Origin of the sequence: Kitasatospora phosalacinea (assembly GCF_000717185.1) — a bacterium.
Taxonomy (GTDB): Bacteria; Actinomycetota; Actinomycetes; order Streptomycetales; family Streptomycetaceae; genus Kitasatospora; species Kitasatospora phosalacinea_A.
In genome coordinates this window covers 1-22,261 of the sequence record NZ_JNYE01000034.1, presented here as the reverse complement: position 1 = coordinate 22,261, position 22,261 = coordinate 1, and the positions used below count along the sequence as shown (strand labels likewise).

General features: G+C 72.4%; 21 protein-coding genes. 10 read left to right on the top strand and 11 right to left on the bottom strand.

Annotated features, from left to right (window positions below; genetic code table 11):
- Positions 1-92 precede the first annotated feature (92 nt).
- From OO57_RS16665 to OO57_RS16650, 4 genes are all read left to right on the top strand, one after another.
- Entirely contained in the window at positions 93-1,160 is a 1,068-nt protein-coding gene (locus OO57_RS16665) for a polyprenyl synthetase family protein (protein WP_033253270.1), read from the top strand.
- On the top strand, positions 1,157-2,113 hold the full coding sequence (locus OO57_RS16660) for a terpene synthase family protein (RefSeq protein ID WP_051777763.1): 957 nt from the start codon (positions 1,157-1,159) through the stop codon (positions 2,111-2,113). The genes OO57_RS16665 and OO57_RS16660 overlap by 4 nt, the downstream gene beginning before the upstream one ends.
- A gap of 12 nt (positions 2,114-2,125) precedes the next feature.
- Positions 2,126-3,481: a cytochrome P450 gene (locus tag OO57_RS16655; protein WP_051777761.1), complete on the top strand. Its 1,356-nt coding sequence runs from the start codon at positions 2,126-2,128 to the stop codon at positions 3,479-3,481.
- A gap of 89 nt (positions 3,482-3,570) precedes the next feature.
- Positions 3,571-4,929, top strand: coding sequence for a cytochrome P450 (locus tag OO57_RS16650; RefSeq protein ID WP_033253269.1), 1,359 nt, complete (start codon positions 3,571-3,573; stop codon positions 4,927-4,929).
- Between the two features lie 315 nt (positions 4,930-5,244).
- Here OO57_RS16650 and OO57_RS16645 read toward each other — a convergent pair whose 3' ends face one another.
- Together OO57_RS16645 and mca are read right to left on the bottom strand one after the other, a co-directional pair.
- The gene (locus OO57_RS16645; protein WP_081973725.1) at positions 5,245-5,436 is read right to left on the bottom strand and encodes a hypothetical protein; all 192 of its coding nucleotides are present in this window, start codon (positions 5,434-5,436) and stop codon (positions 5,245-5,247) included.
- A gap of 83 nt (positions 5,437-5,519) precedes the next feature.
- A complete protein-coding gene (gene mca, locus OO57_RS16640) occupies positions 5,520-6,389 on the bottom strand; it encodes a mycothiol conjugate amidase Mca (protein ID WP_033253268.1) in 870 nt (289 codons plus the stop codon).
- 157 nt (positions 6,390-6,546) lie between these two features.
- Here mca and OO57_RS16635 point away from each other — a divergent pair, with 157 nt between their 5' ends.
- Positions 6,547-6,996 (top strand): DUF4307 domain-containing protein, encoded by a 450-nt coding sequence (locus OO57_RS16635; RefSeq protein WP_051777759.1) that lies wholly within the window; start codon positions 6,547-6,549, stop codon positions 6,994-6,996.
- Positions 6,997-7,226: 230 nt separating this feature from the next.
- Positions 7,227-7,724 (top strand): transcription elongation factor GreA, encoded by a 498-nt coding sequence (greA, locus tag OO57_RS16630; RefSeq protein ID WP_033253267.1) that lies wholly within the window; start codon positions 7,227-7,229, stop codon positions 7,722-7,724.
- Positions 7,725-7,802: 78 nt separating this feature from the next.
- On the opposite strand, the gene OO57_RS16625 is transcribed toward greA, so the two are convergent.
- From OO57_RS16625 to ilvA, 3 genes are all read right to left on the bottom strand, one after another.
- A complete protein-coding gene (locus OO57_RS16625) occupies positions 7,803-8,663 on the bottom strand; it encodes an ABC transporter permease (RefSeq protein WP_033253266.1) in 861 nt (286 codons plus the stop codon).
- 2 nt (positions 8,664-8,665) lie between these two features.
- Positions 8,666-9,682 carry a daunorubicin resistance protein DrrA family ABC transporter ATP-binding protein gene (locus OO57_RS16620; RefSeq protein WP_033253265.1) on the bottom strand — a complete coding sequence of 339 codons (1,017 nt, stop codon included), beginning with the start codon at positions 9,680-9,682 and terminating at the stop codon, positions 8,666-8,668.
- Positions 9,683-9,865: 183 nt separating this feature from the next.
- On the bottom strand, positions 9,866-11,077 hold the full coding sequence (gene ilvA, locus OO57_RS16615) for a threonine ammonia-lyase (RefSeq protein WP_033253264.1): 1,212 nt from the start codon (positions 11,075-11,077) through the stop codon (positions 9,866-9,868).
- A 126-nt stretch (positions 11,078-11,203) separates the two neighbouring features.
- Between ilvA and OO57_RS16610 the strand changes: the two genes are divergently transcribed.
- Positions 11,204-11,653, top strand: a complete 450-nt coding sequence (locus OO57_RS16610; RefSeq protein WP_033253263.1) for a MarR family winged helix-turn-helix transcriptional regulator — start codon at positions 11,204-11,206, stop codon at positions 11,651-11,653.
- A 22-nt stretch (positions 11,654-11,675) separates the two neighbouring features.
- Here OO57_RS16610 and OO57_RS16605 read toward each other — a convergent pair whose 3' ends face one another.
- Positions 11,676-12,830, bottom strand: a complete 1,155-nt coding sequence (locus OO57_RS16605; protein ID WP_033253262.1) for a cystathionine gamma-synthase — start codon at positions 12,828-12,830, stop codon at positions 11,676-11,678.
- Between the two features lie 163 nt (positions 12,831-12,993).
- Here OO57_RS16605 and OO57_RS16600 point away from each other — a divergent pair, with 163 nt between their 5' ends.
- The 3 genes from OO57_RS16600 (at position 12,994) to OO57_RS16590 (ending at position 16,282) form a co-directional block, all read left to right on the top strand.
- Entirely contained in the window at positions 12,994-14,628 is a 1,635-nt protein-coding gene (locus OO57_RS16600; protein ID WP_033253297.1) for a M48 family metalloprotease, read from the top strand.
- 32 nt (positions 14,629-14,660) lie between these two features.
- On the top strand, positions 14,661-15,800 hold the full coding sequence (locus OO57_RS16595) for a hypothetical protein (RefSeq protein ID WP_051777755.1): 1,140 nt from the start codon (positions 14,661-14,663) through the stop codon (positions 15,798-15,800).
- 113 nt (positions 15,801-15,913) lie between these two features.
- On the top strand, positions 15,914-16,282 hold the full coding sequence (locus OO57_RS16590) for a cupin domain-containing protein (protein WP_033253261.1): 369 nt from the start codon (positions 15,914-15,916) through the stop codon (positions 16,280-16,282).
- Positions 16,283-16,290: 8 nt separating this feature from the next.
- Here OO57_RS16590 and OO57_RS16585 read toward each other — a convergent pair whose 3' ends face one another.
- The 5 genes from OO57_RS16585 to OO57_RS16560 form a co-directional block, all read right to left on the bottom strand.
- Positions 16,291-16,800, bottom strand: a complete 510-nt coding sequence (locus OO57_RS16585; protein WP_051777753.1) for a DUF1203 domain-containing protein — start codon at positions 16,798-16,800, stop codon at positions 16,291-16,293.
- A 167-nt stretch (positions 16,801-16,967) separates the two neighbouring features.
- Positions 16,968-17,759 carry a hypothetical protein gene (locus OO57_RS16580; protein WP_033253260.1) on the bottom strand — a complete coding sequence of 264 codons (792 nt, stop codon included), beginning with the start codon at positions 17,757-17,759 and terminating at the stop codon, positions 16,968-16,970.
- A 712-nt stretch (positions 17,760-18,471) separates the two neighbouring features.
- Complete coding sequence (locus OO57_RS16570) at positions 18,472-19,752, bottom strand: L,D-transpeptidase (protein WP_033253258.1); 1,281 nt, start codon at positions 19,750-19,752, stop codon at positions 18,472-18,474.
- 128 nt (positions 19,753-19,880) lie between these two features.
- On the bottom strand, positions 19,881-20,207 hold the full coding sequence (locus OO57_RS16565) for a hypothetical protein (protein ID WP_033253257.1): 327 nt from the start codon (positions 20,205-20,207) through the stop codon (positions 19,881-19,883).
- Positions 20,208-20,690: 483 nt separating this feature from the next.
- Complete coding sequence (locus OO57_RS16560) at positions 20,691-22,115, bottom strand: cystathionine beta-synthase (RefSeq protein ID WP_418909893.1); 1,425 nt, start codon at positions 22,113-22,115, stop codon at positions 20,691-20,693.
- Positions 22,116-22,261 lie beyond the last annotated feature (146 nt).

The window sequence follows — 22,261 nt, the reverse complement described above, 5'->3', positions numbered from 1 at the left end:
ACGGGATTCGGCGCGCAACGGCGCGCGACGGCCCGGCCCTTGGCGTGCGCGGAATCGACGTGGCAGATCCCGGAGGGGGACGAAACAGACAGATGAGTACGCCGACCATGCCTCCCGCCCTGCTCGAAGCGGGAATGGTGAAAGACGCCGTCAACACCGCCCTGGAAGACTTCCTCAGGAAGAAGGAGAACGACGCACAGGAACCGCAGATGGTCCGCCTGCTGGGCCGCTTCGCGGAATTCCTGGCAGGCGGGAAACGCATTCGCCCGCTGCTGTGCGCGACGGGCTGGAGAGGGGCCGGGGGGAACGAAGAAGACCCGTCCCTCGTGCAAGTCGCCGCCTCGCTCGAAATGTTCCACGCGTTCGCCCTCATTCACGACGACATCATGGACGACAGCGATACGCGACGCGGCCTTCCCACCATCCACAGGATGTTCGCCGGAAAAAGGGGGGACGATCGCACGGAGCGTTTCGGGCTCAGTGTTGCCGTGCTTCTGGGCGACCTCGCCTTCGCCTGGTCCGACGAACTCCTGCACACGGCCGGACTCACCCCCGCGCAATACAAAAGCGTGCTGCCGCTGATAGCCGAGATGCGCACCGAAGTGATGCTCGGGCAGTACCTGGATCTGCGGGCGACGGGTGAACTCTCCGACGATGTCGATGCCACCCTGACGGTCAACCGCTACAAAACCGCCAAATACACGATCGAGCGCCCGTTGCACATCGGGGCGGCCCTGGCGGGAGCGGGCCCCGAGACCCTGGCGGCCTGCACCGCCTACGCCATACCGCTGGGCGAGGCGTTCCAGCTCCGTGACGACATCCTGGGCGTGTACGGCGATGTCGCGGACACCGGCAAGTCGCACCTGGACGATCTGCGGGCCGGCAAGAACACCGCCCTGGTGGCCTTCGCCCTGCGGGCCTGCGACCCGGCGCAGGCCGCCAGGCTGCGCACCCTGGTCGGCGACCCGCTCCTCGACGAGACGGGCGCAGCGGAGGTCCGGGCCCTGTTCGCGCGCACCGGAGCCAGGGACGCCGTGGAGCGCATGATCGACGACCGCTACCGGCAGGCGTTGCACGCCCTCGAATCCGCCCCGCTCACACCGGGGGCCACCGCCGACCTCAAACACCTCGCGCGCAAGGCCACCAGGAGGAACTCATGAGCACAGACCTGACCACTGCTGCCGCCGCGCCGGACCAGGCCGCACCGGACCAGGCCGCACCGGCGCCCGCCGCCGACGGCACGGCGCGCTACCGGCAGGAAGCCACCCACCGGTTCGCCGAGCTGTTCTCCCGGCACATCGAGCACCCCCAGCAGAAGGTGGCGCTGACCGACGCCGAGTTGCGCGAGGTCATCGACGCCTGCAACCGCGCCGTCGCACCGCTCGGCAAGACCGTCTCCGACAAGCGCTGGATCTCGTACATGGACGTCGTGCGCTGGTCGCAGAGCGCCCGCCACATCAAGGACATGGAGGCGTTCAAGGCCGTCTGCGTCCTCAACTGCGTGACGTTCGTGTGGGACGACATGGACCCCGAGCTGCACGACTTCGACCTCTTCCTGCCGCAGTTGCGGGCCGTGTGCGAGCGCTACTACGACGGCACGGACGCGGCGTTCGCGTACGAGGGCGCCCGCGCATTCATCACCAGCGACCACATGTTCCGTGACTCGCCGGTCAAGCGGGTGCTCTGCACCACGTCGCCCGAGCAGTACTTCCGCTTCCGGGTCACCGACGTCGGTGTGGACTTCTGGATGAAGATGTCCTACCCGATCTACCGGCACCCCGAGTTCACCGAGCACGCCAAGACGGGGCTCGCCGCCCGGATGACGACGCGCGGTCTCGCCATCGTCAACGACTTCTACTCGTACGACCGCGAGAACGCGCTCGGTCAGATAACCAACTGTTTCCGGCTGTGCGACGTGGCGGACGAGAGCGACTTCCGGCGCTTCTTCCAGGACCGGCTGGACGACATGGCCGAGGACATCGAATGCATCAAGGCGTTCGACGACGTCACCCGTGACGTGCTGCTCGACCTCGTCCACGGCAACTTCGTGTGGACCACCCGCGACCGGCGCTACCGGGCGGCCTTGAACGACGTCAACTCGCTCATCCACTAGGGGGACCGTCCCGTGGCATCCGTGAAGTCCGCCCCGGTGGACAGGTCCTGGCGCTCCGGCACCGCCCCGGGAGCGCTGCCCCTGCTCGGGCACGTGCTGTCCCTGTGGCGTGATCCGCTGGGCTTCCTCGCCTCGCTGCCCGCCCACGGCGACCTGGTCGAGGTGCGGCTCGGTCCGAGCCGGGTCTACCTCGCCGCCCACCCGGAGCTGGTCAGGCAGGTGCTGCTCAATCCGCGCGTCTTCGACAAGGGAGGCGTCTTCGACAAGGCGCGGCAACTCCTCGGCAACAGCCTCTCGGTATCGCGCGGTGAGGAGCACCGCTCCCAACGGCGGCTGGTCCAGCCCGCGTTCCACTCCACCAGGATCGCCGCCTACACCACCGCCGTCGCTGACGACACCCGTGCGGTCACCGACCGCTGGCAGCCGGGGGAGACCCGGGACATCGGGGACGCGATGCACGCCCTGCTGATGCGGGTGGCGGCGCGGACGTTGTTCTCCACCGGCCTCGACGAGGCCACCGTCGAGGAGGCCAGGCAGTGCCTGCGGACCGTCTCGCACGGCATCTACAAACGCACCGTCGCGCCACTGGGGATCATGGAGAAACTGCCGACCCCCGGCAACCGCGCCTACGACCGCGCCAACACCCGGCTGCGCGAGATCGTCGCCGACATGATCGGACGCCGCCGTTCCGAGGCCGACCACGGCGATCTGCTCTCGACCCTGCTGCGCGCCGAACACCCCGAGACCGGCGAGAAGTTGTCCGAGGACCAGGTGCTCGACCAGGTGGTCACCTTCCTCGTCGCCGGCAGTGAGACCACCGCCTCCACGCTGGCGTTCGTCTTCCACCTGCTGGGTACCCTGCCCGAGGTGGAGAAGCGGCTGCACGCCGAGGTGGACGAGGCGCTCGGCGGGCGCACCCCGGTCTACGACGACCTGCCGGCCCTGCCGTACACCCGTAACGTCATCACCGAGGCGCTGCGGCTCTACCCGCCGTCGTGGATGGCGATGCGCGTGGCGGCGCAGGACACCGAGCTCGGCGGGAAGGCCGTGCCCGAGGGGACGATGATCCTCTACAGCGCCTACGCGCTGCACCACAACCCCGAACTGTTCCCCGACCCCGAGACGTTCGACCCCGGGCGGTGGGAGGGCGAGCGGGCGGCACAGGTGCAGCGGGGCGCGCTGCTGCCGTTCGGGGCGGGCAGCCACAAGTGCATCGGCGACGTGCTCGCCCTGACGGAGACGGCGCTCATCGTCGCGACCGTCGCCGCCCGTTGGCGGCTGCGTCCGGTGCCGGGCAGCCGGCTGAGCCCGAAGCCGAAGGCCACGCTCGAACCGGGTCCGCTGCCCATGATCTGCGAACGCCGCTGATCGCAGAGCCCGTGGGGGGCGGGCGCACACCGGACCCCGCCCCCGTCCCCGCCCCCGCCCGTCACTCGTGCCCCAAGGACACCCGACGCATGAAGACGCCCCGCGACACGTCCACCCGCAACTGGCGGGTGGCCACAGCACCCCACCGGCTCCCGCTCGTCGGCCACGCCCTGCTCCTGGGGCGCCGGCCGCTGGAGTTCCTCAGTTCGCTGCCCGCCCTCGGTGACCTGGTCGAGCTGCGGATCGGCAGCAAGGCCGCGTATCTGCCCTGCCACCCCGAGCTGGTCCAGCAGGTTCTCCTGAACGCACGGGTCTACGACACCGGCGGGCCGGTCAAGGAGAAGGCGCGCCCCGTCCTCGGCAACGGACTCATCACCTCCGACTGGGCCGACCACCGCCGTCAGCGGCGCATGGTCCAGCCGGCGTTCAACCTCGCGCGCATCGCCACGTACGCCGAGGTCATGCACGAGGAGTGCGAGACGCACGCGGCCTCGTGGCAGGCGGGCGAACCACTCGACGTCAGCGATGCCATGCAGGGTCTGACCGCCAGGGTGACGGCGCGCGCCCTGTTCTCGACCGAAATGGCGCCGCACTCGGTCGCCGAGGTCCGGCGCAGCCTGCCGCTCGTGGTGGAGGGCGCTTACCGCAGGGCCGTCGATCCCACCGGGCTGCTGGCCAGGCTGCCGCTGGCGGCGAACCGCGAGTTCGAAGGGGCGCTCAGCCGTCTGCACGCGCTCATCAACGGCATCGTCGGCGACTACCGGCAGGCCGCCGAGGACCGGGGCGACCTGCTGTCGGCGCTGCTGGCCGCCCGCGACGACGAGAGCGGCGGCCAGCTGTCGGACCAGGAGGTCCACGACCAGGTCATGACGCTGCTGCTGGCCGGCGTCGAGACCACGGCCAGCGCGCTGACCTGGGCCTGGCACCTGCTGTCGGTCAACCCGGCCGCCGAGGCGCGGTTGCACGCCGAGGTCGACGAGGTGCTGGCGGGCCGCACCCCCACGTACGCCGACGTGCCGGACCTCGCCTACACCCAGCGGGTCTTCACAGAGGCGCTGCGGCTCTACCCGCCCGCCTGGATGTACAGCCGCACGGTCACCGAGGACACCGAACTCGGCGGCCGTCGGCTGGCCGCCGGCGCCGACGTGCTGATCAGCCCGTACGTCATCCACCGCATGCCCCGCCTCTTCCCCGACCCGGAGACCTTCGACCCGGACCGGTGGCTGCCCGAACGCGCGGGGGACGTCAGCCGCGGCTCGTACCTGCCGTTCGGTGCGGGCAGCCGCAAGTGCATCGGTGACGTCTTCGGTACGACGGAGGCGACCCTCGCGCTCGCCGCCCTCGCGTCCCGCTGGCGGCTGCGCCCGGTTCCGGGGAGCAGGATCAGGCCCCGGGCGCAGATGAGCCTGACGGCCGGTCCGCTGCCGATGATCCCGGAGCTGCGCTGACGGCGTGACAGCCCACCGTGACCGGCAGCTGGTGCAGCTCCCGCAGCATCGGGCCGGGACGCCAGGTCGACGTGGCCGGGTCCGCGTCCAGCGCGAGGTCCGGGCGACCGGTCCCGGGCGAACCCCGGGAACAGCCGGCCTGGACGGTGCGGATCCGCTCGTGTCGTGCGGCGGCCGGCAATCGATCGTGCCGCCGGGGGCGGCGGCGGCCTCACTCCCGGGGTCCCGCCCGGGAAGGCAGGGGGACCCGACGGCAACGAGTCGGTTCAGGGCGGTCAGCGAGGTGCCGTCCCGGCGCACCCGGCCGCCCGTGGGTCAGTCGTCCTCGCGCTCGGGCTGCTCGGCGAAGTCGATCTTCTTGAAGCGGGCGTTCATCGACTTCAGCAGGAACCAGGTGGCGACGCCGAGGGCCGCGAAGACGGCGAAGCCGAGCAGGCCGGGGGTGACCTTGGCCTCGTCGAGGGCCAGGGCGGTGGCGAGCTGGACGGGGTTCACGGGGGTGCTCATTCCTCCATGGTGACCCGGCCTTAGGACAGCCGGGTCACCGGGGGGTGGTACGGGTCGGTACGGGACGGTATGGCGGGGTGCTGCTACTTGCGCAGGCCCGCGAACAGGTCGTCCTCCGGCAGGTCGGTGTCGACCAGGGACTTGACGAGCTCGTAGTCCTCGGTCGGCCAGACCTCGCGCTGGATCTCCAGCGGGACGCGGAACCACGGCCCGTCCGGGTCGATCTGGGTGGCGTGCGCGATCAGGGCCTTGTCGCGGACCTCGAAGAAGTCGGCGCACTCGACCCGGGTGGTGATCTCCCGCTCGGCCCGGCCGGACTTCTCCCAGCCCTCGATCCACTCGCCGTACGGGGAGTCGTGCCCGTTCTCGCTGAGGTAGGCGTGCAGGGCGCGGATCCGCCCCATCGGGAAGCCGTGGTTGTAGTACAGCTTGGACGGCTGCCAGGGCTCGCCCGCCTCGGGGTACGCCTCCGGGTCGCCGGCCGCCTCGAAGGCCGCCATGGTGATCTTGTGGGTCATGATGTGGTCTGGGTGCGGGTAGCCGCCGTTCTCGTCGTACGTGGTGATCACGTGCGGGCGGAACTCGCGGATCAGCTTGACCAGCGCCCCGGCCGCGACCTCGACCTCCTCCAGGGCGAAGCAGCCCTCGGGCAGCGGGGGCAGCGGGTCGCCCTCCGGGAGGCCGGAGTCGACGTAGCCGAGCCACGCCTGCTGGACGCCGAGGATCTCCCGGGCGGCGTCCATCTCCTTGCGGCGGACCTCGTGGATGTTCTCCTCGACCCACGGGTCGCCCTGGAGCTTGGGATTGAGGATCGAGCCGCGCTCGCCCCCCGTGCACGTGGCGACCAGGACCTCCACCCCCTGGGACACGTACATCGCCATGGTGGCGGCGCCCTTGCTGGACTCGTCGTCCGGGTGCGCGTGCACCGCCATCAAACGCAACTGCTCGCTCAACGCCTGGTCCCCTTCAGGTACAGGTATGTCCGCTTCGTCGGGCCGGCTCCCCCGCCGCCTCTGGCGCGGACGTGCCCCTCCTATAGTGACGGACTGGAGGGCCCGTCCATTCCCACCGAAGGACGAACGTCCCTCCGCGAAAGGACCGATCCCCGCCATGGACCACAGCCCTACGCCCGAGACGCAGGCCGCGCCCCCGGCGTCCCCGCCGGTCGCCCCGCCGGCCGGCCGCTACGACCGGGGCGGCGACCGGGACGCCGACCGCAAGCTGCGGGTGGCCGCGGTGGTGTGCGGGGTGCTGTTCCTCGGCCTGGTCGCCTGGCTGGGCGGCTCGTACCTGCTGCGGGAGACGAAGCTGAACGGCACGGTGCCGACCTTCCAGGCGGTGTCGGACACCGAGCTGCAGCTGCAGCTGTCGGTGCGCAAGGACGACGGCACCGCCGGGGTGTGCACGGTGCGCTCGCAGGGGGCGGACGGCGCGGTGGTGGGCCAGTCGGACTTCCGGGTCCCGGCCGCGGGCAGCAGCTACGACGAGGTGGTCACGCTGCGGACCACGGCCCGCGGCACCACCGCGGAGCTGCTCGGCTGCACCCCCGACGAGGAGTAACCCGCCCGCCCGCCGCCTCGCTCACCCTTTCGGATGGCACCGCCGCGCGGGGAGCGGCGCGGGCTGCCCGCAGACCTCCCGTCGGCGCCCGGAACTTGTTAGGCTCGTGATTTCGCCCCTTCCGCGCCGACCGGCTCGGGAGCGGGCGTTGCTTTGCATCTGCCCAGAAAATCGACCACCGCTGCCGGTCCACCCCCGGGGGCGGCGCCAGCACCGACGAGGAGCACCCTGTGACCCAGACCAACGATGACGTGACCTGGCTCACTCAGGACCACTACAACAAGCTCAAGGCCGAGCTTGACCACCTGACCGGGCCCTGGCGCATCGAGATCGCGAAGAAGATCGAGGCCGCGCGCGAGGAGGGCGACCTCAAGGAGAACGCGGGCTACCACGCGGCCAAGGACGAGCAGGGCAAGACCGAGGCCCGGATCCGCCAGCTGTCCCAGCTGCTGGAGCGGGCGAAGGTCGGCGAGGCCCCGGCCGACTCGGGCGTGGTGGCCCCGGGCATGCTGGTGAAGGTCGCCTTCGACGGCGACCTGGACGACACCATGGAGTTCCTGCTGGCCTCCCGCGAGGTCACCGACGGCGACATCGACGTGTACTCCCCGCAGTCACCGCTGGGCCGGGCCATCATCGGCAAGTCGGTGGGCCAGGACGCCCAGTACGAGCTGCCGAACGGCAAGAAGGCCGGCGTGAAGATCGTCGACGCCAAGCCGTTCTCGGGCTGACCCGCCCCGCACGCGTGACGACGGCCGCTCCCCCGGGTGGGGGGAGCGGCCGTCGCGCGTGCGCCGGGGCGGCGGGCCTCAGCCGGCCGCGCGGCGGTACTTGCGCACCGCCAGCCAGGAGAAGACCGCCATGATGACGAGCGACCAGACCACCGACACCAGCGCGGCGTGCTGCATCGGCCAGGAGTCCGGCACCGGGCCGAGCTGGTTGCCGAACAGGCTGCGGCAGGCCTGCACGGTGGCGGAGAACGGGTTCCAGTAGGCGACCGGCTGCAGCCAGTCCGGCATCGAGCTGACCGGCACGAAGGCGTTGGAGACGAACGTCAGCGGGAACAGCCAGATCAGGCCGGCCGAGGTGGCCGCCTCGGGGCTGCGCACCGACAGGCCGATCAGCGCGCCGATCCAGGAGAAGGCGTAGCCGAGCAGCAGCAGCAGGCCGAACGCGGCCAGCATGTCCAGCACGCCGTTGTGGATCCGCCAGCCGACCAGCAGCGCGACCAGCGCCAGCACGACCAGGATGAACGCGGTCTGCACCAGGTCGGCCAGGGTGCGCCCGGTGAGCACCGCGGCCCGGGACATCGGCAGCGAGCGGAACCGGTCGACCAGGCCCTTGGTCATGTCCTCCGCGATGCCGGCCGAGGCGCCGGCCACCGCGAAGGTGACGGTCTGGGCGAAGATGCCGGCCATCAGGTACTCGATGTACGTCTGGTGGCTGGGCTGGGCGCCGGGGATGGCGATCGCGCCGCCCATCACGTACGAGAACAGCAGCACGAACATGACGGGCTGCATCAGCCCGAACACGACGATCTCGGGGATGCGGGTCATCCGGCGCAGGTTCCGCTTGGCCACCACCCAGGAGTCGTGGGCGGTGGCGGCGACGCCGCGGCGCGGGGTGACGGGGGCGCCGCCGATGGCGCCCCGGGTGTCGGAGAGTGTCATCTTCAGGCGTCCTTCCCCTGGCCGCGGCGGCCCTTCCTGGCGGTGGCCGCGCCGCCGTCCTCGTCCTCGTCCGCCCCTCCCTCGGTGGCGTGGCCGGTGAGGGAGAGGAAGACGTCGTCCAGGGTCGGGCGGCGCAGGCCGATGTCGTCGATCTCGATGGAGCGGGTGTCCAGTTCGCGGATGGCGTCGGCCAGGACGCGGGCGCCGCCGCTGACCGGGACGGTGATCCGGCGGGTGTTCTTCTCCACCGTCGGGTCGCCCTTGGCGTACGGGGTGAGCGCGGCGACGGCCTCGGGGACGAGGCCGGCGGCGCGGACGACCACCTCGATCCGCTCGCCGCCGATCTGGCGCTTGAGCTCGTCGGCGGTGCCGCGGGCGATCACCTTGCCGTGGTCGACCACCGCGATGTCGTGGGCGAGGCGGTCGGCCTCCTCCAGGTACTGGGTGGTGAGCAGCAGGGTGGTGCCCTGCTCGACCAGGGTCTCGATGACCTCCCAGAGGGCGATCCGGTTGCGCGGGTCGAGGCCGGTGGTGGGTTCGTCGAGGAACATCACCGGGGGCCGGACGACCAGGGCGGCGGCCAGGTCGAGGCGGCGGCGCATGCCGCCGGAGTAGGTCTTGGCGGTGCGGTCCATCGCCTCGGAGAGGTTGAACCACTCCAGCAGCTCCAGGGCCCGCTTCTTCGCGTCGCGGGCGCTCATCTGGTAGAGCTCGCCGACCATCTGGAGGTTCTCGCGGCCGGTGAGGTACTCGTCGACGGCCGCGTACTGGCCGGAGAGGCCGATCAGGCTGCGCACCTCGTTGGGGTGCTTGAGGACGTCGACCCCGGCCACGGTGGCCCGGCCGGAGTCCGGTTGGAGCAGGGTGGTCAGCACCCGCACGGTGGTGGTCTTGCCCGCGCCGTTGGGGCCGAGCAGCCCGAGTACGGTGCCCTCCGGCACGTCCAGGCTCACGCCGTCCAGGGCGCGGACGTCACCGAAGGTCTTGACCAGGTTCTCGGCTTCGATGGCTGCCGCCATGGGCCTGCCTCATCTCCTGATGCGAGTCGGTTTTGTGGGGGATCATCCGATTTGTTACCCGAGCCCGTCTGCGGCGAAGCTCGCGATACATCGCAAGATGCTGTCACTCGCGATATATCGCGTCAAGCGCTGCAGGTGAGGCGGGTCACAGCATGCCGGACGCCACTGACAACCGGCCCGGCCTCAGCGGCTGACCACGTACCCGGCCTCGCGCAGCTCCCCGATCACCGCCGCGCAGTGCTCGGGCCCCTTGGTCTCCAGGTGCAGGTCCACCTCGACCTCGGTCAGGCCCAGCTGCGGGTCGATCCGCACGTGCGCGACGTCCAGCACGTTGGCGTCCACCCTGGTCAGCACGCCCAGCAGGTCCGCCAGCGAGCCCGGCCGGTCGAACAGCCGCACCCGCAGCGACAGGTAGCGGCCCGCCGCGGCCAGGCCGTGCCGCAGCACCCGCTGCATCAGCTGCGGGTCGATGTTGCCGCCGGAGAGCACCGCCACCACCGGCCCCTCGAACCGGCCCGGCTCGGACAGCAGCGCGGCGATCGGCGCCGCCCCGGCGGGCTCGACCACCAGCTTGAGCCGCTCCAGGCCGACCAGCAGCGAGCGGGAGAGCGCGTCCTCGGAGACCGTCACCACCCCGTCCGCGAGGGAGTTCACCACCTCGAACGGGATGTCCCCGGGGCGGCCGACCATGATGCCGTCCGCCATGGTGGCGTACCGCTCCAGCGAGACCGGGCGCCCCGCCGCCAGCGACAGCGGGTACGCGGCCGCGGCGGCGGCCTGCACGCCGACCACCTTGACGTCCGGGCGCAGCGCCTTGACCGCGATCGCCACGCCCGCCAGCAGGCCGCCGCCGCCGGTGCCGAGCAGCACGGTGCGCACCTCGGGGCACTGCTCCAGGATCTCCAGGCCCAGGGTGGCCTGACCGGTGATCACGTCCCAGTGGTCGAAGGGGTGGATGAACGCCGCGCCGGTCGTCTCGGCGTACGCGTGGGCGGCCCGCAGCGCCTCGTCGACGTTGGCGCCGTGCAGCCGGACCTCGGCCCCGTACTCGCGGGTGGCGGCGACCTTCGGCAGCGGCGCGGCCACCGGCATGAACACGGTCGAGCGCACCCCCAGCAGCGCGGCGGCCAGCGCGACGCCCTGCGCGTGGTTGCCCGCGCTGGCGGCGACCACCCCGGCGGCCCGCTCGACCGGGGACAGCCCGGCGATCCGCACGTACGCGCCGCGCAGCTTGAACGAGCCGGTGCGCTGCAGGTTCTCGCACTTGAGGTGGACGGGCGTCCCGGCCACCGCGGAGAGGTGGCGGCTGGTCTGCATGGGGGTGACCCGGGCCACCCCGGCCAGCATCTTCTGCGCGCCCAGGACGTCGTCCACCGTGATCGGCCAACTGTGCATGGCCGCCAGCCTAGGGCGTGCCCGGCGGGAATCCCCGGGAACGCCCTGGGGGCGCGCACTGTTCCGGTGTCCGCCCGGCGCGCGTACGCTGCTGGTCACGAGTCGCCCGCACCCCCGTGAGTCGCGATGAGCCTGCCTGCGCCCGATCCCTCCTCCGATCCCGACGGCCTCGACGTCGACCGTCAACTCCCCTACCAGGTCGCGGTGTTCGCGCGGCGGATCAGTGTCGCCGGGGAGCTCGACCGGGCCGCGTTCCTGCTGCTGGAGCAGTTGGCCGCGACCGGCCCGGCGAACGTGAAGACGCTGGCCGCGGAGCTCGGGGTGGACTCCTCGACGGTGACCCGGCAGGCCGCGCCGCTGCTGCGCGAGCGGCTGGTGGCCCGGCAGCCCTACCCGGCGGACCGGCGGGCGGTGCGCCTGGCGCTGACGCCGCTGGGGGCCGGGCGGCTGGCCCAGGTCCGCTGTCGGCGGCGGGAGTTGATCGCCGAGCTGACGGCGGGGTGGACGGCCGGGGAGCGGGCGGTGTTCTGCGTGCTGCTGGCCAGGTTCAACGACGGTCTGCTGGACCGCCGTTGAACCTCCCTCGGACAACGGCCCGTCAGCCGAGCGCCTGCTCCAGGTCGGCGAGCAGGTCGGTGGCGGACTCGATGCCGACCGAGATCCGCACCAGGTCGGCGGGCACCTCCAGCGGGGAGCCCGCCGCGGAGGCGTGGGTCATCCGCCCGGGGTGCTCGATCAGCGACTCGACGCCGCCCAGCGACTCGCCCAGGGTGAAGAGTTCGGCCCGGTTGCAGACCTCGACGGCGGCCTGCTCGCCGCCCGCGACGCGGAAGGACACCATGCCGCCGAAGGCCTTCATCTGCTTGGCGGCGACGTCGTGCCCCGGGTGGCCGGGCAGGCCCGGGTAGAGCACCTGCGTCACCTTCGGGTGGGCGGCGAGCAGTTCGGCGACCTTCTCGGCGTTCTCCGAGTGCCGGTCCATCCGGACGCCGAGCGTCTTGATGCCGCGCAGCACCAGCCAGGCGTCGAACGGCCCGGCGACCGCGCCCATCGCGTTCTGGTGGTAGGCGACCTCCTCGGCCAGGCCCGGGTCGGCGACCACCAGGGCGCCGCCGACCACGTCGGAGTGCCCGCCCATGTACTTGGTGGTGGAGTGCACGACGACGTCGGCGCCGAAGGAGATCGGCTGCTGCAGGTAGGGGCTGGCGAAGGTGTTGTCGACGACCAGCTTCGCCCCGGCGGCGTGCGCGATCTCGGCGACGGCGGCCAGGTCGGTGATGCCGAGCAGCGGGTTGGAGGGGGTCTCCACCCACACCGCGCGGGTGGTCGGGCGGATCGCCTCGCGGACCTTCTCGGGGTGGTGGGTGTCCGCGACGGAGAACTCGACGCCCCAGCGGGTCAGCACCTTGGCGAACAGCCGGAAGGTGCCGCCGTACGCGTCGTTGGGGATGACGATGTGGTCACCGGGCTTGAGCAGGGTGCGCAGCAGGGTGTCCTCGGCGGCCAGCCCGGAGGCGAAGGCGAGGCCGCGCGCGCCGCCCTCGATCGCGGCCAGGCACTCCTCCAGCGCGGTGCGGGTGGGGTTGGCGGAGCGGCTGTACTCGTAGCCCTCGCGCAGTCCGCCGACGCCGTCCTGCTTGTAGGTGGACACCTGGTAGATCGGCGTCACGACTGCCCCGGTCCGGGGGTCCGCTTCCTGGCCCGCGTGGATGGCGAGGGTCTCGAAGCCGTGGGAAAGCTGGTGCTCGGTCATGCGACCGAGCCTAGTGCGACGGTGGTTGCCCGCGGGGCTCGCGGGACGGCGTTTCCGTCACCCGAAAGACCTCGCGGCGGGACAGGTCGCACCAGTACGATCTGCCAGCCCGTACACATGCTCGATACTGGGAGTCCCCGGAATGTCCACGGAGCGCACCGGCATGCGCACATCCACCCGGGCGCTGGTCGCCGTCGCCCTGCTGGCCGGGTTCTACCTGCTCGCCGCGGCCATCGTGGTCGGCCTGGTCTGGCTGAACGTCGAACTCGTCGTCAACTCCGACCGCCTGCACGGCGGCATGGTCAAGCTGTGGCTGCTGAGCGCCGCCATCGCCTACCCGGTGCTGCGGGTGGTGTTCCTGACCCGCCGTCCGCGCTCCGACCACCGGGAGGGGCTGGAACTGACCCGCGAGCAGCAGCCCGAACTGTGGGCCCGGGTCGACCGGATCGCCGGGGCCACCGGCGTCCGCGGCCCCGCCGAGATCCGCCTGGTCTCGGAGGTCAACGCGTACGTCTCCGAGGAGACCCGGCTGCTCGGCCTCGTCCCCGGCCCGCGCCGCCTCGCGGTCGGCGCCCCGCTGCTGATGGGCCTCAGCGAGGCCGAGCTGGACTCGGTGCTCGCCCACGAGTTCGGCCACTACGCCAACAACGACGTCCGCCTCGGCGCCCTCACCGTGGCCGGGCACAGCGCCCTGGTGCACTCCATCGCCACCCTGCACCACCGCGCCGACCAGCACCGGGCCCAGAAGGCCGCCGAGATCGCCGAGAACAACGCCTACCGGGCCGCCAAGGGCCGCGGCGCCCGCGACGAGGACCCGGGCAACGGCGGCGTCGAACGCGTCCTGGCCAAGCTGTTCACCCAGTACGCCAAGCTGTACTTCCGGGTCACCGAATCGGTGCGCCGCCAGCAGGAGTTCGCCGCCGACCGGCACGCCGCCGAGATCGCCGGCCGGGACGCCACCGCCGCCGCGCTGCGCCGCATCCCGGCCCTCGACGCCGCCCAGGGCTTCTACCTGAACCGCTACGCCACCATGGGCTGGTCGGCCGGCCTGCTGCCGGTGCCCGGCCAGTTCTACGGCGGCCTGGCGCACCTGCTGGCCGACCCGAAGCGCCGCGAGGAGCTCGACGCGATGGGCCTGGACCTGCCCGAGGGGGAGCCCGGCCCGTACGACTCGCACCCGCCGATCCGGCAGCGGGTCGCCACCGTCGAGGCGCTGCCCGACTCGCCGGGCCTGCCGGGCCTCGGCTCGGAGCTGCCCGCGCTGGGCCTGCTGCGCGACGCCGACCGCCTGCTCGCCGAGCTGGAGACGCTCGAACTCGTCCCCGAGGCCGCCGCCAAGCGCCGCGTCGAGTGGCCCGACCTCGTCCACGAGACCCTGCTGGCGCACGCCCGCGAGCAGGCCCAGCCGATCCTGCGGGCCCTGACCGGCATCGGCCTGCACGGCACCGTCGAGGCCATGCTGGACGCCCTGGAGGCGGGCCGCGGCGCGGAGATCGCCGCGAAGCTGCCGCAGAGCGAGGAGGCCGCGCAGGCCACCGGCCGGGCCGCCCGCGAGCTCCACCGCGGCCTGCTGCGCGAGGCGGTGGAGTCGCTGACCGTCCTGGCCCTGACCTCCGACCGGCGCGCCCACTGGGCGCTGTCCTGGAGCCGCCCGGCCGCCCTGGTGCTGCCCGGCGACGCCGCCGAGCGCCTGCCCGGCGCGCTGGACGCCGCGGTCGCCGCCGACCCCGACACCGCCCCGCTGCGCACCCTGCTGGCCGAGACCGCGGCCCCCGCCCCCGCCCCCGCCGCGTCCTGACGGCCCGACCCACCCCTGGAGAACCACCCCCGATGGCCCGACTGATCGTCATCATCCCGCTCGTCCTGCTGCTGGCCTGGAAGGTCCTCGGCTGGTGGGCGAAGGCCAGGAGCGCCCGCGCGGCACAGCTGCCGGGCGAGGCGCAGAGCCGCGTCGCGGCGGAGCGCGCCGCGCTCGAACGGAAGCTGTCCACCGAGCACGGCCTCGTCCCGCGCGAGGACCTGGTCGTCGTGACGACCCCCGAGGTCCCGGGGCTGGACGCCGCGCTGGCCGCCGCCACCGCCGGCGACTGGCACCCGGCCGCCGACCTGCTGGCCGCCGCGGCCGGCGACCACGCCCTGCGGACGCGCCTGGTCGGCCCGCTGGGCGAGAACGCCGCCGAGGACGACGCCTGGCTGGAGGCCTGGCGCGCCGAGCGGCCGGACGACGCGGACGCCGCGGTGGTCACCGTGGAGGCCCTGGTCCAGCTGGCCTGGAACATCCGCAGCTCCCGGCGGGCCAGCGAGGTCAGCCAGGAGCAGTTCCAGGCCTTCCACCGGGTGCTGGGCGAGGCCGAGGAGGCCGCGAAGGACGCCGAGCGCCTGGCGGCGGACGACGACCCGCTGCCGTTCTACGTCCAGCAGCCGGTCGCGATGGGCCTGGGCTGGGAGAACGCCCGCTACGTGGCCCTGTGGTCGGAGCTCACCGCCCGCGACCCGCTGCACTTCGCCGGCCACCAGCGGGCCCTGCAGTACTGGTGCGCGAAGTGGCACGGCAGCCACGAGCTGATGCACGCCTTCGCGGACGCGGCGGTGGCCGGTGCGCCGGCCGGCTCGCTGCTGACCGTGGTCAAGCTCCAGGCCTGGGACGAGCAGTTCCGCGGCGCCGAGGACCGGAACACCGCCTACCGCTCCCCCGAGGTGCTGGCCTCCGTCGAGGCCGCGGAGGCCGACCTGGCCGCCGCCGAGGCCGACCCGGCCACCGCCGGGGCGCTGGCCCCCCGGATCCTGAGCCTGCACGGCTGGCTCGCCCGGTTCCACACCCGGGCCGGCCGCGGCGCCGAGGCGATCCGGCACTTCCGGGCGCTCGGCCCGCACGTCACGGGCCCGTGGACGAGCTACGACGACCCGGTGCACGTCTTCCAGCTGGACCGCGTGATCGCCGCCGCCCGCTTCGGGGGCGACGGCAGCTGACCGTCCCGCGTCGCGCCCGCCCGGCCCGGTGCCGAGGATGGAGGGGTCAGCCGCGCCCCGCCGCCGAGGACGGCGGCGGGGCGCGGGTCGTTCTCGGCCGGAGGTGAACGGTCATGGCCGGGTTGGTGCGGATGAGTCTGGACGAACCGGAGGAGGTCCGCCCGTTCGAGGGCGGCAAGGGACAGCTGGCCCTGGTGAACCTGGCGGCGGGCGGTGTCGGCCGGGCGGTGTTCGAACCCGGCTGGCGCTGGTCGGAGCACGTGAAGCCGCTCGCCGGAACGGACAGCTGCCAGGCCTCGCACGCCGGGTACGTGATCTCCGGCCGCCTGCGGGTGGAGATGGACGACGGCGAGGCCGCGGAGTTCGGCGAGGGCGACTTCATGCTCTGCCCGCCCGGCCACGACGCCTGGGTGGTCGGCGACGTGCCCTGCGTCATGCTCGACTGGCAGGGCTACGCCGACTACGCGAAGCCGAAGGGCTGAGGACCCGCTCAGGCCCGCCGCACCTCGTGCAGGAAGCAGCCGTACTCGACGGCCCGCACGTGCAGCACCGCGGTCGCCGGATCGGCCAGCAACTCGGCGGCGATCCCCGGGAGTTCGGCCGGTCCGCCGACCCGGCCGCCGAGGATCCGGCCGTCCGCGGAGTAGGCCCGCAGCACCCGCGGCCCGCCGTGGAAGCCCTCCGGCCAGCCGCCGGGGTGCCCCGCGCACGGCCCGGCGTGCACGAACACCGGCCCGGTCTCCAGGTACGGGCCGGGGTCGCAGCCGGTCTCGGCGGCCCAGCGCAGCAGCGGCGCGTACGACAGCAGGACGATCCGCTCGCCGGGCCTGGCCCTGGTCAGGCAGCAGCGCAGCGGCTGGCCGCCCGGCCCGGCGTCGGCGGCCTCCCGGGCCCGCCCGGCGTCGTCGGTGCGCCGCAGTTCGGCGAGCACCGGGGCGGGCACCGCCCGGACGTCCAGTGCGGTGGCGGTGGCGGTGGCGACGGTGGCGGTGTTCTCCATGCCCCCAGCCTGCCGCCGGGCGCCCGCCGGGTCCGGCGGCTTCCGGACGCCGCGCTGCGCGGCGCCCTACGGCGCCTCGCGGCCGGGCCCGGGCCCGGGAACGCGGCGCGGCCCGTCGCGGCGTGCTGCTGCGACGGGCCGCGCCGCGTTCCCGCGGTGGTGCCGGGTCAGACGAACTCGGGGCCCAGGGACTTGATCTGGAGGAAGCTCAGGCCCCCCTGGTTGAGATCCTCGGCGGTCTTCCGGTCGATGCCGAGGTCTTCCAGCTGGGCGTACTCGGACTCGGTCAGCGGCAGCGCGGGGGCGTCGAAGCCGCTGCCGAAGTCCTCGTCGTCGGGGTAGGCGGTGTCGTCCTCGTAGCCGCCGGCCTCGTCCATCGCGGCGAACATGTCCTGGAGCTTGTCCAGGCCGAGGTCGGTGGCGTCGGCCGGGGCGGTGACGTCGCCGCCCCCGCCGGAGATGCCGATCCGCAGCGGGAGGTGGGCGGTCCAGCCCTCCTGGTCGGCGAACTGGGCCAGGTCGAAGGTGACCGCCTCGGCCCGGCCGTCCTTGAGCTGCACGTCGGCGTGGAAGTTGCGGTTCGGCACGCCGTCGAGCGCCTCGTCGCCGGGGAGGGCCCGGTCCGAGTAGCCGGGGAGGTCCTCGGCGACCGTGGAGAACGAGTCGTACAGGCTCTTGACCAGCGGGCGGATCGGCGCGGACACCCGGATCACGTCGGTGTCGCCGGTCTTGCCGAGGTCCTTGAGCGTGACGTTGTCGGAGAGCGCGCCCTTCACCGAGTCGCAGAAGTGCTGCAGCACGGACGGGTCGAGGCTGGGCTCGTCCTCGTTGACCCCCGCGCCGAGGCCGGCGCCCGACATCTGCCCGGTCAGCTCCTTGAAGTCGTCCAGGCCGACCGAGACCCACTTGCCGTCGAACAGCTCCTTGAGCGGGGCGGCCTCGGGCGGCATCTCCTCCATGGCCCCGTCGATCTCGCTCGGGTCCTCGCCGGCCAGTTCGGCGATGCCGCGGACGTCGGCCTTGAGGTACGCCTTGTCGCCGACGATGCGGACGTCGGCGTAGGTCTTGCCGTCCTTCTTGCTGTTCAGCGCGTAGCCGATCGCGGCGCCCTCGGTGCCGCCCCCGGCTTCGCCCGCGGCCCCGCAGCCGGAGTTGAAGCCCTTGAGGTCCTTGAGCGGCTTGTCGTAGCTGACCGAGACGGAGATCGACAGGTCGGAGAGGAGGTCGGCGGCCTGCTTCTCGATGGGCGAGTCGACCGCCTCGCCGAAGGCGACCAGGTCGGCGGAGCTGGCGTCGAGGGAGAGGTCGATCTTGATCGTCCGGGCGTCGCCGAGCTTCTCGAAGGCGTTCTGGAGCTTCTCCCCGGCGTTGAGCTGCTCGACGGTGCTACAGGCGACGAGGCCGCCGCCGAGGAGCGCGGCCCCGGTGGTGACGGCTATCCCTGCGCGGACGGAGCGGCGGATGACGGTGTTGATGGCTTGACTCCTGCTACTGGAGACGGTTCGGGCCCGGTCGGCCCTGCCGCGGAGGCAAGCTCAGCACGATGATGCGTCCCCCCGCACGCGAATATATTTACCATTCGTTTAGGACACTCTCACGAGGCCCCCCACCTCCGTGCCCGAACCGTATCCGGGGCCCGCCCCGCCGCGCGCCCCGCTTCCCGACGACCCGTCAGACGGCGCTCCCCGCGACCCATTCCGACCAGCTCATGTTCCAGCCGTTCAGGCCGTTGGCGGGACTGACCGCGCGGTCACCGGAGTTGACCACCTCGACCACGTCGCCGACCATCGAGCTCGCGTAGAACTTCGCCGCGTCGGTGCCCGGGTCGTTGCCGCCCTGCACGTCCTGCAGCGCGATGCAGCCGTGGCTGGTGTTGTCGTTGCCGAACTGCGACGCGGGCGACCAGTAGTTGCCGTGGATGAAGGTGCCCGAGGTGGTCAGCCGCTGGGCGTGCGGCACGTCCGGGATGTCGTACTCGCTGCCCAGACCGACCGTGCTGGAGTTCATCCGGGTCTGCTGGTACTTCTCCGAGATCACCAGCTTGCCCGCCCAGGTGCGGTGCTCGGGCGCGCCGCCGATCACCGGGTAGGTCGCGGTGACCTGGCCGTCGGTGCGGACGGTGAGGGTGTCGGCCGTCAGGTCGGCGGTGGAGACCTGGCTGCGGCCGACGGTGAAGGTGACGTCCTTGGACTGCGTCCCGTACACGCCCTTGGCCCCGGCCACGTCCTTGAGCCGCAGCTTGAGGGTGACCCTGGTGCCCTTCGCCCAGTACTCCTCCGGGCGGAAGTCGAGCCGGGTGGCGTCGAACCAGTGGCCGACGACCTCCACCGGCGGGTCGGCGACCACGGTGATCGCCTGCTGGACGGCCTTGCGGTCGGTGATCGCCTTGTTGAAGTTGATCGACACCGGCATGCCGACGCCGACGGTGCTGCCGTCCTCGGGGGTGAAGTAGCCGACGAAGGTGTTGGCCGGGGAGGCGGTGGAGAAGGTCGCGTTGGCGTCGGCCGGGCGCTGCTCGCCGTCCACCGCGGAGGCCGCGACGGTGTACTTGGTGCCGCTGGAGAGCTTGGCGGTGGAGGTCCAGCTGGCCTTGTCCGCGGAGAGCCGCCCGGCTATCGCCTTCCCGGTGCCGTCGGTGACGGTCACCGAGACCAGGGTGCCGTCCAGCACGGTGACGGCCACCGGCTGGGTGAACGGCGCGGCGGTGGTGCCGTCCGCGGGCGTGACGGTGATCTGCGCGACCGAGGCCTTGGGGCTGGTGGACGGGCTCCCGGAGGCCCCGCCCCCGGCCGGGGCCGACCCGGAGGAGCTCGCGGCGGCGGGCTTCCCGTCCTCGCCCGAGCAGGCCGCGAGCAGCAGCACGGGGGCGCCCAGCATCCCGGAGAGCACGCCGCGCCGGCTCCAGTTGCCGCCGCGCGGCCGGTCCTGCTTCTCCGCTGCGGTCACGTCCACGCTCCTCGATCCCAAGATCACTCATTTATGTGCAGATCGTACGAGAGTACCCAAGCAGCCCGCAGAACGGACAAAAGCCCGGTCCGGGGCTACCGGACCGGGCTCTCGCACAGGAGGGGGGAGGGGCGTCACTGCACCTCGTACTCGTCCCAGCTCTCGTCGTCGGGGTCGTACTCGGTGCTCGCGGACTCCCAGGTCGCGGAGGCGAGCTCCACCCCGGGGATGTCGCCGAGCAGCGAGACCGGGTCGACGAAGTGGGCGAGCGAACCGGTCGGGTCCACCTCGATCGCCTCGACGGCCTGGGCCCGCTCGTCGTCCTCCAGGTACTCGTCCGCGGCGACCTGGGTGAGCGCGGCGGCCTTCAGGGCCCCCTCGTCGGTGATCTCGGCGATCAGCTCGATGGTGAGGCGAACGTAGCGCGGTGCGTCCTGCTCGGGCAGGTCGGTGCTGGTCATGACCGCGAGCCTAGGGCCTCGCACACCTTTCCGGGAAAGCGGCCGGGCCCGGAGCCGCGCTCCGGGCCCGGACCGTCCCCGGACACGAGGGAGGGCCGGCCCGGGCGAACCCGGACCGGCCCTGCCTCCTCCGCTCGGACTCCCCCACCCGGGAGCTCGCGGAGCCGCGCCTCGCGGCGCGATATCTGCCGTGGGAGCCGCCGCACCCTGATGAACAGGGGCGGGACGACGGCGCCTCCCACGGACCGGACACGGTGGGCCGGGTCAGGGCCGACCGGTCGTGTCCCTGGTGACCCCGGAGGCTGGGGAGCCGCTCCCTTCCTCCGTTGTCACCGCTCTCGGCTTCTTGCCGTGCTTCAAAGATGCCCTGCCCGTGTTAACCGGGTGATGCGCAGTTGTGACGTCCGAGTACCAACTGTTCCCGCCGCCGCCTTTCACCCGAACGGCGCACGCCCCCGGCGCGGGAGGACGCCTGAGGCACCGTCAGTGACCGGCCCGGGCGGTCAGGAACGCCAGCAGGTCCTGCCGGGTCACGATGCCCTGCGGCTTGCCCTCGACCAGCACCACCACCGCGTCGGCCTTCTCCAGCACCGCCATCAGGTTGGTCACCGACTCGCCCGAACCGACCACCGGCAGCGGCCGCGACATCACCCCGTCCAGGGTGTCGGTCAGCTGGATCCGCCCGCTGAACAGGCCCTCCAGCAGTTCGCGCTCCACCACCGAGCCGACCACCTCGCCGGCCATGACGTCCGGGTGCCCGGCGCCCTGGGAGACCACCGGCATCTGCGAGACCCCGAAGTCCCGCAGCACCCGGACCGCCTCGGCGACCGTCTCGTTGGGGTGCATGTGCACGAACTGCGGGATGCCCTCGTGCTCGATGGCGTCCTTGCGGGCCAGCACCTCGCCGATGTGCGCCTCGTCGGTGGCGGTCGGCAGGAAGCCGTAGTCCGCCATCCAGTCGTCGTTGAAGATCTTCGACAGGTAGCCGCGGCCGCCGTCCGGCAGCAGCACCACCACCACGTCGTCCGGCCCCAGCTCCCGCGCCACCTCCAGCGCCGCCACCACGGCCATCCCGCAGGAGCCGCCGACCAGCAGGCCCTCCTCCTTGGCCAGCCGCCGGGTCATCCGGAACGAGTCCTTGTCCGAGACCGCCACGATCCGGTCCGCGACCTGCCGGTCGTACGCGGTCGGCCAGAAGTCCTCGCCGACGCCCTCCACCAGGTACGGCCGCCCCGTCCCGCCCGAGTACACCGACCCCTCCGGGTCCGCCCCGACGACCTGCACCTTCCCCCCGGAGACCTCCTTCAGGTAGTTGCCGGTGCCGGAGATCGTCCCGCCGGTGCCGACGCCCGCCACGAAGTGGGTGATCCGCCCCTCCGTCTGCGCCCACAGCTCCGGGCCGGTCGAGTGGTAGTGCGAGGCCGGGTTCTCCGGGTTGGAGTACTGGTCCGGCTTCCACGCGTTCGGGGTCTCCCGGACCAGCCGGTCCGAGACGTTGTAGTACGAGTCCGGGTGCTCCGGCGCGACCGCGGTCGGGCAGACCACCACCTCGGCCCCGTACGCCCGCAGCGTGTTGATCTTGTCCGTCGACACCTTGTCCGGGCAGACGAAGATGCACTTGTAGCCCTTCTGCTGGGCCACGATCGCCAACCCCACCCCGGTGTTCCCGCTGGTCGGCTCGACGATCGTCCCGCCGGGCTTGAGCGCGCCGGAAGCCTCCGCCGCCTCGATCATCCGCATCGCGATCCGGTCCTTCACCGAACCGCCCGGATTGAAGTACTCGACCTTCGCCAGCACGGTGGCGCTGATCCCCTCGGCGACCTTGTTGAGCTTCACCAACGGGGTGTCGCCGACCAGCTCGATGATCGAATTGTGGTACCGCACGGGGGTCCTCCCGGTCCATGGCATCACTGATTTACCCGAAACCCCCACCCTAGGCCCCACCCCCCACGACACCACGCCACGCACTCACCCCGGCGATGCACCCACGAGCCCCCCCCCGCCCCAGCCACCCCCAGCCCTACCGCCCCAGGCGCCCCCTCCTTCCCCCGACC